Raw genomic sequence first — 14,502 nt, 5'->3', positions numbered from 1 at the left:
CATTATGTTTACACAATTTAAAAATATAGATACTGCTTTTAAGCATATTAAACTGTTCAGCATTTTTTTGATAATGGCATGTACACTGCTTTCTGGTTTTTCCATTTGGAAAAGCTTTGATATGGTAAAGACAGTAAAAGGTAAGATCTACATTCTTGCAAATGGAAAAGCTATCGAAGCTTTCAGTGCAGAACGCAAGAATAATATAGGCGTGGAACTGCGTGATCACATCAAAATGTTCCACCATTATTTCTTTACCCTTGACCCGGATGATAAGGTAATACAGGCTAATATATCCAACGCATTAAATCTCGCAGATGAAAGCGCAAAGAAGGCTTTTGATAACCTTAAAGAACAAGGTTATTATAACAACCTGATTTCGGCCAATATCTCGCAGGAAATAAGGGTGGATAGTACAAAGCTGGATATTAACCAATACCCCTTTCAATTTCGGTGCTACGCTACACAAAAGCTGATCCGTTCAACTTCAACGGTAACCCGCAAGCTTATTACACAGGGTTATGTGCGCAATGTTTCAAGATCGGACAATAACCCTCACGGCTTTTTAATACAGCAATGGGAAACCTTAGAAAACAGTGATGAACCTTTAAAGCCTTGACAAAATGAAGTTTTTAAAAAATTCAAAACAAGACCGTAGCAATGATGAAGTGGCACAAAGAATTGCAGAAAGGATCACGATCAGACAACAAAGAATAGCAAATTACCTAAATGATCGAACAAAGGACATTTCTGGTAAATATTTACTGATCTCTTTAATTGCCTTTTGTATCGTGTTTGCAAGCTACTCGCTCTACCTGCTAATAAACGCAGTTAACTAACCAAATTTTAAACTTTAAAAATAATAATATGGAAACAAGACAAAAGGATCACAAAAAAGTGCTGCTATTTCTGCCAATCTTGGTATTGCCTTTTCTCGCACTTGCGTTTTATGCAATGGGTGGTGGAAAAGGCAATGAAGATTTACAGCAGACATCAAGACCTGGTATCAATACCCACTTGCCAGATGCCACTTTTAAAAAGGATGAACCAGTGGATAAAATGGGGTTCTATCAGCAAAACGACCGAGATAGTGCCAATAAAAATGGCATCGAAAACGTAGCAGATCGTTTAGGCTTTAAGCAGGAAGACGACTTTCAAACTAAGCAGATTAATGAGAAGCTCGAAGCACTCAACAAAGAGATTGCAAAACCAGTTGAAACACGGAGTTATCAGGCAACTAACAATATATCTAAATCACAATCAACCAGTTTAAAAAGCGATGTTGACCGTTTAGAAGCTCTGATGAAAGTGATGCAGGATAACAAAAATGAAGATCCTGAAATGGCACAACTAAGCTCTATGATGGATAAAATCATAACTATCCAGAACCCTCAATTGGTACAAGAAAAATTAAGAACCCAACAACCCTACGGTGCTGATACTGCATTTAAAGCTATTTCAGCAGTAATAGAAGGAAACCAGAAGGTGGCGCAGGGCGGTGTTGTCAAATTGCGCTTATTGGATACTATCCATCTAAAAGGTGTTGTCATTCCCAAAAACCAATTATTGTTTGGCTCATGCAATATTACTAATCAGCGTTTATTGCTCAGTATTAAGAATATCAGATTGGGTAATGCAATAATTCCCGTAGACCTTTCCGTATTTTCTTTAGATGGGATGATCGGCATTGATGCACCCGAGGCAGAAATCAGCGAAGCAGCGGGCAGTGGTATTAATGACGCTTTACAAGGAATGCAAATTTTAAGCATGGATCAGTCCTTAGGGATTCAGGCAGCAGGTGCCGGCATAGATGCGGCTAAGAGCTTGTTAAGTAAAAAAGCAAAACGTATCAGGATAAAACTTAAAGCTGGTCAGCAATTATTACTTCGCAATAATCAAATCAGAACGCGGTAATTATTACAAATCAGGAGATAAATGTTAAACATTTTAAAATCATAAAAAAATGAATTTAAATAATTTAGAAAACCTCAAAGAGGAAATGAAGGCATTGGGCTTTAAAGAAAAGCTCATTAACCAAATGGAGGAACAAATGAAAAAGGATGTTCCTGAATTTAAACTGCATGATGCCTTGCCAGCAACTAAGGGACAGGTGGATATGACCCTGTACTTTAAACAGTCAGGCCAGTCAGAGTTCTATTATCTCAATAAATTTGAAGTGGCACACAATCAGGGTAAACCCTTAGAGGAAGGCCAAAAATATATGGTTATTTCGCCTGGAGCAGACGGAAAGAACATGGTCAAAAAAATGGAGAATGTAAGTGAGGCCATTGACTTTTTTAAAAAGCAGGAAGGCAACAGTGAACTTGCACTGGGCAAAGATGCAGCCCATAAAACTACGGTAGCGAGTACGGAGAATGGAAAGGTAAATTATGTTGCAAAAGATTTTCAGCGTACCTTTTATTCTCAACCCATACCACAGACCTTTTGGGTAGAAAAAGGCAAAGGTTTTACAGCGGAACAGGCTGCAAACCTCGTTCAAGGACGTTCAGTTTATAGAGACGACCTATTAAATTTAGGTGGTATTCCCTATAAAGCATGGATGAAACTCGATGCTGATAAGCCTCGCGACCGTCATGACAACTTAACCTTTAATCAATATCATGACCCATCTTATGGCTTTGATCTTGGAAAGGTGTTGGATAAGTTTAATATAAAGGAACTGGAAAACCCGGCCAAAAGAGTATTACTGGAAGTATCTATTAAAAATGGCAACCGACCATTGATCACAACCGTTAAAGATGGGCAGGAAGTGAAGTTGTTTGTGGAAGCCGTACCTCGTTATAGTCAGCTCAATATGTATCAGGAGAATGGAAAGCCAGAAAAAAGGGAGCAGTTCCAAAAGGAGCCTGCCATTTCAAATTCACATGCCAAGGGTAAAGAAAAGGAACATGAGCTTTCTGAAAGCCAGGGACTAAAAAGGTAAAAGCATCATTCCTATCAATTAATCAATATATTCACTATTTAAAAATTAAATTATGTCAGCATTCACGAAATTAAAAGAATTGGTAGCTGCTACAGAAGCAGATGCCACAGCCTTCTATGAGAAGGGAAACAAAGCCGCAGGAACAAGGCTACGCAAGGCTTTTCAGGAAATCAAAGTCTTGGCACAGGAAGGTCGTAACGAAGTTACAGCTAAAAAAGCCGTAAAATAAATTCCCTAAATTTCAGAAAACCTGATCGGAAACGGTCAGGTTTTTTTATGTAAGCTCTTTTTATTTCAGCAGTCCAGCCGCTTCACTCGTTCCTCGTTTCAGCCGCTTCCTGCTTTTCAAACAAGTGGCTTCGTTCCTCGCCACCCGTTCCTGTTTATAAGGAAAATTTCATTCCATTCTTTGTATAACTCTTTATAGGACCGGTTAAAAATTCCCCCAGACTTTTTGGTTAGCAAATTTCTGAACAATCCATTTGACGTCAAGACCAAGCCCTACGGGTTTGCTGAAAAAAAATCTTCCTCTTCCGCTGCGCTTCAGAGCGTATTTTTTTTCGCAAAGTCTTGCCTTACAAATGGATTGTGTTCAGGTGAGGGGGCTTAACAAAAAGCCAGGAGGCCCTGCCGACTGACTTTATAAAATAGAGAGCATGAAAACAACTAACGGCAGAAGCCCACCAGAGAAACCACAGCGGAACTAAAACAGCCACCGCACAAGCCTAAAGCCCAAAATTGGGAGTAATTAAAATTTATCAATAAAATTAAAATTAAGTAATCATGAAAACTACAGTAATCGAAAGCAAAGCAGGAAAAATTAACAGTTCAATACCTAACAGCAAACCCGAAAACAACGGCGAACAGCCAAAAGTTAACGGTTTGCCAGTCAGCAAAGAGTTTGACGGTAAGGCAAAGCCTGAAACGGAAGTAAAAAAAGCGGAAACCCCTGTACAGGTTAGCGAACAGCAAAAACCACAGGCAGACGCACCAAAAGAAGGAAAACCGCAAGCGGGACAGGCAATACCCGAAGCAACGAAAGCAGAAGCTGAACAGCCAAAGGCAGAGCCTACCAAAACAGAGGTCAAAGAAGTAGCACCGCAGAAAATAGCACTGAATTTGGAAAGCACCCTTAAACTGGTGGAAGAGTTGCACCGCAGGAAAATGCAACGTGATAGGCTTTTAGACACTATAGATACATTGGAAGCCTTTGAAATTGCCCAACAGGAAGATGCAGAAGAGACAGATAGCAACCATTTTCAGGGTTGCGTACTAACTATTGAAGATGATGAACGGAGAAAGTTCAGCACAAAAAACCCTGTAATCATTCAGGCAGTAGCACAGTTTGTAAACCGCATGTGCGTTGACCGTTTAGCAGAAATCGAAGCAGGTATAACAATTCCCGCATAACTAATAACTGCCCTTGCAATATGCAGGGGCAGTTATTTCAATCAGTTAAAATTATGGAAGAAGTATTTATAGAACACCTTGACCAAATTTATTGGCAAGGCTACGCAGAACAATTCCGAGAAGATAACCCTGATGCGTATTGGCAACAATTACAGGAATTTACGAACAATTATAAAGTCTCAAAACATGAAATATCAAACCCTTTATTTGATGGTACAGGTTACAGTGCAATCAAACCATCAAAACATATCCGACACAGTAAACGAGGTGGAAACACAGGCGACCTTTTCGCTAAATGACACACCAAAAGTAAAAGTAATGGAGACGGAAATATTATTAACAAGAGTAAGAAACTTAAAAAACACAGATCATGGCGCACAACATTAATTATAATCAGCAAACCGAAAAACATAGCTTTTTTAGCGTGAAGCAAAAAGCGTGGCACGGCTTAGGTCAAATTATAGAAGATTATCCGACCAGTGCAGAAGCAATAAAATATGCCGGATTAGACTATCAGGTAGAAAAACGCCCATTATTCACTTATGACACAGAAAATTTTAATGGTAATAGTGAAGTAGATTTGATTATACCCGAAATAGAAGTACCAGACTTTTATGCAACTATGAGAACTGATACGGAACAGGTTTTGGGTGTGGTGGGCAAGGACTATAATATAGTACAAAACATAGACGCGTTTTCATTCTTTGATAGCATTGTAGGCGCAAAAGATGGTGTGTTATATGAAACAGCGGGCGCATTAGGTAAGGGTGAACGCATTTTTATAACCGCAAAATTACCTGATTACATTCGCATCGGCAGGGATGATTGTATAGAAAAATATTTGTTTTTAACTACCTCCCATGATGGTTATGGAAGTATTACGGCAGCATTTACGCCAGTTCGTATAGTTTGCGCAAATACACTTAATGCAGCTTTGCGCAATCATAGCAACAGTATTAAAATACGGCATACCGCAAGCGCACAGGATAGATTGAAACAAGCCCATCAGCTTTTGGGGATAACTAATATTTTAGCAAATGAATTGGAAGAAGTTTTTAATCATTGGTCAAAAATCAGAATAACAGATACTTCTGTAAAACGGCTGGTGCAATTAGCAATGGCACCGAACAGAGAAACATTTTTAAATGTACAAAGTGGCAACGTTGATGAATTTTCAACAGCCTATAATAACATAGTAAGTAGTGTAATGGAATATGCTCTAACTGCAAGTACACAACAGGAAGCCACCACAAAAGGCACTTTGTATGGTGCTTATAATGCTGTTACTGGATATTTCCAAAATGTGAGAAACTATAAGGATGATGAAAGTAAATTTAAAAGTATCATGTATGGCACAGGTTTGCAACGGTCTCAAACTACATTTAGCCTTTGCGAAGAATTTGCGATACATGGTCTAACAGCACTTAATTAAGTTTCTCTATATAGACTAATAGCCCCTATATACCCGTTAATATTGGGTATATAAAGGGCTTTTTTCAGCGGCTTAAGTGCCTTTTATGTCATTCAAAGTCATTTTATATCTCCCAAAAATAAATATTAAAAGGATTTTTACTTATTAATTAACTTAAAAATGCTGAACTGGTTGGTGATAGATATTGTTTATTTAATCTGTTAACTGTTTTTAATGTTACTTTTAAATGTAAACAGTTAACGACATAGGTCTAACTACAATAAACTTTGGAAAAATGAAAAAAAAATCCTTATTATAGAAAGAGATCAATATATCCAGGATATAGTATCATTAATTTTAACAGAGGCTGGATATATAGCGATCACATCAAAATCGGATGAAGACATCTTACAGGAGATTTTAACATTGATGCCAGACGGTATATTGTTGGACATTATAAAACCAACTAAAGAAGGCACAAAAATGTGCCGTATAATTAAAGAAACGGAAAATACAAAAGATATACCTGTTATTGTTCTATCAACTCATCCCAACTCAATGGCTATAAAGGAAATATGTGCCGATGATGTATTGACAAAACCATTCGACATTGACGAACTGATTGCCATTTTGGACAAACAATTTACTTAATTTTTTTTAGTATTAATGGATTACAAAATTTTGCCAAGCTGTTTCACTAACATCAATACGCCACTTATTACCATAATCACAATTACCCATTTGCGAAAGGCTTCACCGGATAGCTTCTTTAGAAATCTTTTTCCGATCCAATTGCCAACTGAAGCACCTAATCCTAATACTAAGCCATACAGCCAGAGATTTCCTGTTAAGGAACCTAATGCGGTATAACTTGAAACTTGTACCAAACCGACAAAAAAAGAATTGATTGTTTTTGTTGCAATCATCTTTTCTTTTTCCAAACCATAATTTAAATAAAAGGGATTCAAGACCGGGCCTGTAGCGCCAATGAGAGTTGAAAAGAAGGCCACACTAAATCCAAGTGGCATAAAAGCTTTCAAGGACATTTTAAACGAACGTTCACTTTTTCCAAAGCGATATTGAAAAACGCTGCTGATAAGAAAAATCCCAACTACGATCTGCAGCCATTCAACATTAAGACTGCTGAAAATCCATGCGCTTAAGATCGTACCGACAACCGCTGGAGGAACATAATATTTAACGATCTTCCAATGAATGCTTTTCCAGAACAGAATAATCCTCACAGGTTCTCCGATAAGATTGCCAAGGTTGATGACTGGTGCCGTTGATTTTCCGCCGATCAATAGGCTGATAACCGGCACCAGCAATAGAGAACCGCCACCACCCGATAAAGTAGAAATGATATAGGCAACTATCCCTGCAAAAAAAACAATGATGTAGATTACAAGATCATTTGAAAGAATTTCAGACATGGTGTATTATACCGTTGGCGTAAACTGGGCTAAATCATAAATACCTAATTGCTTTTCGATATCTGCTACTTTATTAACCATCGTATCAAAACCATCTTCACCAAAAATTTTATGTTCATTTTTCTCAAAATCTTCGCCCAAGCTGTCATATTCATGCTTTGAAACTATTTTCCTGAAAGCGGGAAACAAAACAGTGTCCTCTCTTGCTTCATGAGGACGGTACATTGTATTGAAATCACCGAGCAACTGTATCAGGTTTTGATTTTCGCCCGCTGATAGAGTTTTCGTTTTGCCTAACTGCATAATCTTACTGGTGATGTTACGTCCGGCATTATGTTGAGCAAGTAAAGTCTGAACCAAATCAGTTAACTGATTTGCTTTTTTAAATCTTGGGAAAAGATAATTCTCTTCCTGTTTTTCATGATAATCCTCTACAAAGGTTCTGATAATATTTGCCGAGTTATATAAGGCTTCTTTGGGAAATGATTTTTTATCTGTCAAATGTATCCTGCAAGTATCATAAATGAGTAGTACGCGGTTTAATAAACCATGTTCCTGCATCAGATCTTCGGGTGGGGAAACTTCTTTTTCTTCATCCCCTTTTTCTTTACATGCCGAAAGAATGGTTATTCCACCAACGCCTGTAATTGCTGCGATCTTTAAGGTCTTTTCAAGAAAATTACGCCTGTTGGAGTTACCATCTTTGGAAAATTCATTTTCTAATGTTTTCATAACTGATATTTTGATTTGTAGATTTTATAGTCCAAAGAATTAACGCCAGCTCCGTAAACAAGCAGATAGATCAGAAGAACTGTCACCAATAAATCTGTACGGTATTCATGAGCAAAAGACCAAAAGTCTTTCCCTATTAATATTGGCCATTTGGTTTCAATAAAGGCAACTGCCATAATGATGATCAATGGAATAACAGCCATACGTATCAATAAACCCAGTATAACAAGGGTGCCGCAAAGAATTTCAAAAGCCCCGGTAAAATGTGCCCAAAACTCAGGATTTTCAAATCCTATTTTGGCAAATCTTCCGGATCCAACTTCTTCGGGTCTTATAAATTTCTGAATACCTTCAGAAAGGAATATAAGGCCAACGAGCATACGCAATGCTCCAATAAAAATAGCTGACGTTTTGAAAATATTTTTCATGATGATGTATCGATAAATAAGGATTGATAAAATTATACCATAGTCACCTAAACGGGTGGTATATTTGCAATATATATGGTATTTAAAATAGCAATTAAACTAAAGACAAACTTTTTAGTCTCAGCAATGAATCAATATTGTAACATGAAGTATGTTTGATGAATAGCCCAATTAGTATTAAGAACAAAATACAGGATGATAAAGTTCTAAAAGCCTCTTCTTTTAAAAAAGAGGTCAGGGTTACAACGCCACATAAACATAACAGCTATTTTGAAATTATTTACCTTTCTAAAGGGAGCGGTTTTCATTACATAGATTCTCAGCGTTATGAGGTTGTTCCGAATAGTGTTTTTTTTGTCCGTAAAGAGCAAATTCATTATTGGGAGCTGGCTTCGGAACCTGAAGGCTATGTAGTAATTATCAAGAAAAGATTAATTGACCAAAGTATAGATAAGGAAATAAAATCACTGTTATACCAGTTAAGCAAGACCGCTGTATTACATATTAAACAAACCGGCTCCATCAACAAATTATTCGAAATACTGATCGATGAAGGTACGATAGAGGATAATTCTTCAAATGCCCTTATCGAAGGATTATTGAAGGCTTTACTGGCTAAAATTTTATCTGAAGGCGAGCATCCATATACAAATAACAGGATAATAGAAAAAGGCCTTTACCATAATTTTCGTGAGCTCCTGAGCCAGGAAAAAACTTTGAAAAATAGTGTAGCTTATTATGCGGGTAAGCTGAATACCTCGCCCCAAAATTTAAACCTGGCTTGTAAGAAAGAGATCAATTCATCCGCGTCAACTGTTTTATCAGAATTTATCATTAATGAAGCAAAACGTTTATTGATTTACACAGACAATACGGTAGCTGAGATTGCGTTTATCCTTAGCTTTAATGACCCCTCACATTTTATTAAATATTTCAAAAGATTTACTACTATTACCCCTCAAAATTATCGGGTAAATCTCTTTTAATACCACACTATTTTCAAATATACCGTAAGATTGGATTTTTACTGGCCTTCTTTACTGGAATATATAACCGCAATAATTTCAACTCATACAATGGCATCAGGAACCAGATATCTATGTACGCTCGGGATCGGCTTTTTAACTTTAATGGCATGTTCAATGAGTTACGCTCAAACGCAGTTAGCTATAAAAGATGTTTCCGCTTTGGTCAAGGACAATCTGCCCCGGTTAAATGCTGCCAGATCAGAAATTGAAGCCAGTAAAAATTTGATAGCTTTTGAAAAACGGAGTCTGATGCCCGACCTGACGGTTGCTTATCAGGCTAACCTGGCAACGTTCAATAATATCACAGGCATGAGCTATCCAAGTTTGATCATGCCTATAAGCGGCCCGCCATCCGTAAATAATGATATTAATTTGGTGCCGGGTTCTGCAGCCACCGCATTGCTGATGTGGAGGCCTGTTACTTTCGGACAGCGGGGCGCTGCTATCGAAAGAGCTACTGCACAATATAAATTAGCTAACGCTGATTACAATGAGCAGGCTTTTAAATATGAGTTTTTGGCAGTTAATGCCTACCTGGATGCCATTTATTTTAAACAGATCATAGTTGCCAATCAGGCAAATATAAACAGATATCAATCTAGCCTTGACCAATCATTGGAACTGGCGAAGAATGGGTTAAGACCAGGTATTGATACACTTCAGTTACAAAGCTCCATTGCCCAGGCAGCGATAGACCTCCTGCAAACCCAAAATAATTACAAACAAAAACTCATTGAGCTTTCCAGTCTAATAGGAAATACTGAAAGAGGTGGTAATCTGGTTCTTACGGACACCTCTTTTCAGGCGATGAACACAGCTATTGATACGGCGGTCAACATCTCCGGCCATCCCTATTACCAATCCGCTTCAGCACAAAAAGAGGTCACAGCATCGCTGCTTGACGAAGTAAAAAAAACATGGCGGCCAAAACTGGATTTTTGGGGCAATGTTTATGGCAGGGGATCAGGAATTGATGTGAATAACAACATCAACAAATCTGAAGGCTTTAATTTAAGCCGCAGTAATATAGGTGTTGGTGTTCAATTGAGTTTCCCTCTTCTTCAGTTTCATCAGTTAAGCAGTAAAAAGAAGCAATATCAGGAACTTTTAAAGGCAGATGAATTTAGAATGGGTCAGGTAAAACTTGATTTAAATAAACAGGCTGATATGGCGCTGCAAAAGTACCAATCTAATGTTGCGGTTTCAAAGAATACGGCAATCCGGTTGAAAAGTGCCCTGGCGGCATATAATAGTTTGAGGGTCAGTTATGACGCCGGCCTGGTAGATTTTACCCGGTTGACACAAGCACAATTTGAATTGCAGCAGGCAGAGATCAATGATACAAGTGCCAAATTAATTATTCAGCGTTCATTGCTGGATATAAGCGTGGCAAAGGGAGACCTAAATTTATTTTATAACAGATAACCAGAATATGAAACTTATTATATCCGCATTAAGGCATCCTATTACCGTTCTTGTTGCCGTTCTTGGTATCGCTTTTTTTTCTTACATCTCTATCAGAAACAGCAAAATAGACATTTTCCCAACTTTAGGCTTACCTACGGTGTATGTCGCCCAGCCCTATGGAGGGCTTTCTCCGGAGCAGATGGAGGGTTTTGTTACCTCCTATTACGAATACCACTTTTTGTATATCACGGGAGTAAAATACGTTGACTCCAAATCCATACAGGGTGCAGCCCTCATTAAAATTGAATTTAATGAGGGAACGGATATGGCACAAGCAATGGCAGAAGTGGTAGGTTATGTAAACCGTTCGAGGGCATTTATGCCGCCGGGCACGGTTCCCCCATTTATTACCCGCTTTGATGCAGGAAGCGTCCCGGTTGGCCAGTTGGTATTCAGTTCAGAAACCAAGTCGTTGGGCGAAATTTCAGATCTTGCCCTGTTTAAGGTAAGGCCAATGTTTTCAACCCTTCCGGGTGTATCTGCACCACCGCCTTTCGGCGGAAATAATAAAACGGTAATCATTAATGTGGATCCTGATAAAATACGTAATTACCAGTTATCGCCAGGGCAGGTGATGCAGTCCCTGGCCACTTCAAATACGATTTCTCCGGCGGGAAATGTACGCATCGGAGACAGTACTTATCTTACCCCGCAAAACAGCGTGATTGAAAACCTGCAGGATCTGGAAAACACCCCGTTACAAAAAGGAAGCGGCACATCGGTATACATAAAGGACATAGCCACAGTAAGTATTGGCTCGGATGTAACCACCAGCTATGCACTGGTGAATGGCAAGCGTTCAGTTTATATCCCGGTAACCAAGCGAGCTGATGCTTCCACCTGGGATGTAGTTAAACTGGTGAAAGCTTCGCTGCCGGATATGCAGGCCGCTATACCCGAAGACATTAAAGTTTCTTACGAGTTTGACCAGTCTGGCTATGTAATCAGTGCTTTAAAAAGCTTATTATTTGAAGGTGGCCTGGGTGCGATTTTAACGGGCTTAATGGTACTACTGTTTTTAGGAGACAGAAGAGGGGCTTTAATTGTAGTTATGACCATTCCCCTGGCCTTATTGTGCTCAGCTACGGTGCTGTACCTGTTCGGACAGACCATAAATATCATGACTTTGGGCGGACTCGCCCTATCAGTTGGAATTCTGGTTGATGAAGCTACGGTTACCATAGAAAACATACACCGGCATCTGGAAATGGGAAAAGATAAGCGGCAGGCCATAGCCGATGCTTGTAAAGAGATTGCAACGCCAAAATTATTGATCCTTCTAAGTATCCTGGCCGTATTTGTTCCTCCCCTATTTATGAATGGGGTACCAAGGGCGATGTTTATGCCGCTATCGTTGGCGGTGGGTTTTGCCATGATCGCCTCATTCTTCCTGTCCCAAACCTTCGTGCCTGTACTAAGCAACTGGATGATGAAAGGCCATCTTCCTCAATCAAGTTCAAATAACCGTTTTGAGCGGTTAAAAATAAGTTATACGGGAACTATTACCCGTATTTCCAAAAAAACCGGACTGATCACACTATTATTTTCTTTGGTATCCACTGGTTTTGTGATTATTTTCTTTCTTTCAATTGGTACCGAACTTTTTCCTGCTGTGGACACCGGGCAGACACAGGTGACTGCCAATGTTGCCATAACCCTTTTAAAGGGAAAAGATTTGGTTATTCAAATGCCCAACCCAAAAATGCTTGCTATTTGGCAACGCAATTTAGAAGATGTGGCGGGCAGAAAGTTAGTTGATGTTTTTCCTGAATTGGAATTTCAGCGTTTCCCGAAACTTTTAACAGATGCATTCGAAACTGGCAATCGTGTTGCAATGGACCAGATCCCAGCTGTTATCGTAGATACAAATGGTAAAAGCCATCAAATTTATGTAGATTTTTCTTACGATCCGATATTCGATTCGATTGGAAATGTTGAATACATCATGGCAACGGTTATTGATGTAACTAAACAAGTTGAAAGCTTTACAGAATTAGAACAAAACAAAGCAGAGCTTCAGGCGATAACAGAAGAATTAGCGACTTCGAACGAAGAACTATCCGCTACTAATGAAGAGTTGGCTACAACAAATGAAGAACTGCAGGAAGCACAAGAAAGTTTACTTATAAAAAATGAAGAACTGGCTGAAACCGAAGAGAACTTAAATCTGGCACTAGCTTCGGGTAATTTAGGTATCTACAGCATCTATCCTTCAACAGGCAAGTTTGATATTTCTAAAAAAGCAAGAGAGTTTTATGGCTTGCCTTTAGAAACTGATGTTTTGTGGACAGATGTTATAAAAACGGTAGTTCCTGAATATTTATCAGTAATTGAAAAAGCCCGTGCAGATGCCCTAGCTAAACACATACCTTTTGACGTTCAATACCCAATCATTCAAGGTTCTACCGGAATTAAAAAATGGGTTAGAGTTGTTGGCAAAAGCATTCCAAAAACTAAGCTTAAAGAAGCTCGTTTTTTAGGTGTTATTATAGATATTACGGAAGAAGTTGAACATCGATTAGTTATCGAAGAAAGTGAAGATCGCTTTAGAAATATGGCAGAAGCAACTGATATTTATATTTCAGTTGGTGATTTATCTCGAAAGGCAACCTACTTTAACAATGCTTGGGTAAAACTTACGGGCCGCACAATGCAAGAGTTGGTGGAATTAGGCTATATAGATTTGGTTCATCCTGAGGATAGAAATATTTATATGGATGTTTATAATAAATCTTTCGACAAACAATCAACTTTTACAGGCGAATTTCGGTTGATGGGCTTGGATGGCGAATATAGATGGCTTTTGGCAAAAGGAACTCCGCGTTTTAATAATGATGGAATTTTTATGGGCTACATTAGTTCTAGTGTAGATATTACCGAGCTTAAAAAGGATGAATTGAGGAAAAATGACTTTATCGGAATGGTAAGTCACGAACTTAAAACACCATTAACAGCCATCAGCGGATTTGTACAGGTACTGCAATCAAGAGCCAGAAAAAGTGAGGATACCTATGCGTTAAATGCGCTAAATAGAGCTTACAATCAAATCAGGAAAATGACTAGCATGATTAATGGTTTCTTAAATGTTTCCCGCCTTGAATCTGGTAAATTGTTGATAGAAAAAAATGTTTTCAGGTTAGATGAATTGCTTGTAGAACTAATCGAAGAAAGCGATATTGTTCAATTTTCTCATGAAATCATATTATCGGTTGATGAACCTATTGAAGTAAATGCAGACCGCGATAAAATTGGTAGTGTAGTATCTAACTTATTAAGCAATGCGGTAAAATATTCTCCTTCAGGCACAAGGGTGGATGTTAAATGTAAAATATTGAATAATAAAGCTTTTGTTAGCGTTAGCGATAACGGAATTGGTATTGATAAAATAGATTTAGAAAAACTTTTCGACAGATATTATCGAGTTGGTAAACACCATACGGTTTCTGGCTTCGGTATTGGATTGTACCTTAGTGCAGAAATTATAGAGCGACACAATGGCAAAATTGGTGTAGATAGCGAAGTTGATAAAGGTTCTACCTTTTATTTTGAAATTCCTTTAATAGAGCATTAATTTCCTATTTTTTATCTAAAATTAAATCTTTTAGACGACTTTCCTTATCCTTAAGTTTCTATTAATCTGAGCTCGATT

Annotated in this window: 14 protein-coding genes; 11 read left to right on the top strand and 3 right to left on the bottom strand. The window is 38.3% G+C overall.

Features of this window, described 5'->3' with window-relative positions; translation table 11 throughout:
- Positions 1 to 4 precede the first annotated feature (4 nt).
- The 8 genes from traK to D7004_RS07410 all read left to right on the top strand — a co-directional run bounded on the left by traK (position 5) and on the right by D7004_RS07410 (position 6,416).
- Positions 5 to 619 carry a conjugative transposon protein TraK gene (traK, locus tag D7004_RS07450; protein ID WP_123205242.1) on the top strand — a complete coding sequence of 205 codons (615 nt, stop codon included), beginning with the start codon at positions 5 to 7 and terminating at the stop codon, positions 617 to 619.
- Positions 620 to 867: 248 nt separating this feature from the next.
- Positions 868 to 1,914, top strand: a complete 1,047-nt coding sequence (traM, locus tag D7004_RS07440) for a conjugative transposon protein TraM (RefSeq protein ID WP_123205240.1) — start codon at positions 868 to 870, stop codon at positions 1,912 to 1,914.
- Between the two features lie 49 nt (positions 1,915 to 1,963).
- Positions 1,964 to 2,944 carry a hypothetical protein gene (locus D7004_RS07435; protein ID WP_123205239.1) on the top strand — a complete coding sequence of 327 codons (981 nt, stop codon included), beginning with the start codon at positions 1,964 to 1,966 and terminating at the stop codon, positions 2,942 to 2,944.
- A 52-nt stretch (positions 2,945 to 2,996) separates the two neighbouring features.
- Entirely contained in the window at positions 2,997 to 3,173 is a 177-nt protein-coding gene (locus D7004_RS07430) for a histone H1 (RefSeq protein WP_123205238.1), read from the top strand.
- Between the two features lie 554 nt (positions 3,174 to 3,727).
- Positions 3,728 to 4,354 (top strand): hypothetical protein, encoded by a 627-nt coding sequence (locus D7004_RS07425; RefSeq protein WP_123205237.1) that lies wholly within the window; start codon positions 3,728 to 3,730, stop codon positions 4,352 to 4,354.
- Positions 4,355 to 4,407: 53 nt separating this feature from the next.
- Positions 4,408 to 4,653 carry a hypothetical protein gene (locus tag D7004_RS07420; RefSeq protein ID WP_148042768.1) on the top strand — a complete coding sequence of 82 codons (246 nt, stop codon included), beginning with the start codon at positions 4,408 to 4,410 and terminating at the stop codon, positions 4,651 to 4,653.
- Between the two features lie 71 nt (positions 4,654 to 4,724).
- Entirely contained in the window at positions 4,725 to 5,786 is a 1,062-nt protein-coding gene (locus D7004_RS07415; RefSeq protein WP_123205235.1) for a DUF932 domain-containing protein, read from the top strand.
- 285 nt (positions 5,787 to 6,071) lie between these two features.
- Positions 6,072 to 6,416, top strand: a complete 345-nt coding sequence (locus tag D7004_RS07410; protein ID WP_123205234.1) for a response regulator — start codon at positions 6,072 to 6,074, stop codon at positions 6,414 to 6,416.
- Positions 6,417 to 6,436: 20 nt separating this feature from the next.
- Here the strand turns inward: D7004_RS07410 and D7004_RS07405 are convergent, their stop codons facing one another.
- From D7004_RS07405 to D7004_RS07395, 3 genes are read right to left on the bottom strand one after another with little or no spacing between them, the layout of a single operon-like run.
- Positions 6,437 to 7,198: a sulfite exporter TauE/SafE family protein gene (locus tag D7004_RS07405; protein ID WP_123205233.1), complete on the bottom strand. Its 762-nt coding sequence runs from the start codon at positions 7,196 to 7,198 to the stop codon at positions 6,437 to 6,439.
- Between the two features lie 6 nt (positions 7,199 to 7,204).
- Positions 7,205 to 7,930 carry a hemerythrin domain-containing protein gene (locus D7004_RS07400; protein ID WP_123205232.1) on the bottom strand — a complete coding sequence of 242 codons (726 nt, stop codon included), beginning with the start codon at positions 7,928 to 7,930 and terminating at the stop codon, positions 7,205 to 7,207.
- Positions 7,927 to 8,358, bottom strand: a complete 432-nt coding sequence (locus tag D7004_RS07395; protein WP_123205231.1) for a DoxX family protein — start codon at positions 8,356 to 8,358, stop codon at positions 7,927 to 7,929. Before D7004_RS07395 ends, D7004_RS07400 begins: the two co-directional genes overlap by 4 nt.
- Before the next feature lie 158 nt (positions 8,359 to 8,516).
- Here D7004_RS07395 and D7004_RS07390 point away from each other — a divergent pair, with 158 nt between their 5' ends.
- The 3 genes from D7004_RS07390 to D7004_RS07380 all read left to right on the top strand — a co-directional run bounded on the left by D7004_RS07390 (position 8,517) and on the right by D7004_RS07380 (position 14,424).
- Complete coding sequence (locus D7004_RS07390; RefSeq protein ID WP_123205230.1) at positions 8,517 to 9,344, top strand: AraC family transcriptional regulator; 828 nt, start codon at positions 8,517 to 8,519, stop codon at positions 9,342 to 9,344.
- A 90-nt stretch (positions 9,345 to 9,434) separates the two neighbouring features.
- Positions 9,435 to 10,811, top strand: coding sequence for a TolC family protein (locus D7004_RS07385; protein ID WP_123205229.1), 1,377 nt, complete (start codon positions 9,435 to 9,437; stop codon positions 10,809 to 10,811).
- A gap of 7 nt (positions 10,812 to 10,818) precedes the next feature.
- Entirely contained in the window at positions 10,819 to 14,424 is a 3,606-nt protein-coding gene (locus tag D7004_RS07380; RefSeq protein ID WP_123205228.1) for an efflux RND transporter permease subunit, read from the top strand.
- Positions 14,425 to 14,502: the final 78 nt, after the last annotated feature.

This window comes from Pedobacter jejuensis (assembly GCF_003725795.1).
GTDB classification, from domain to species: Bacteria; Bacteroidota; Bacteroidia; order Sphingobacteriales; family Sphingobacteriaceae; genus Pedobacter; species Pedobacter jejuensis.
Note: the sequence above shows the minus strand (reverse complement) of the source record. Positions and strands in the feature narration are given on the sequence as shown.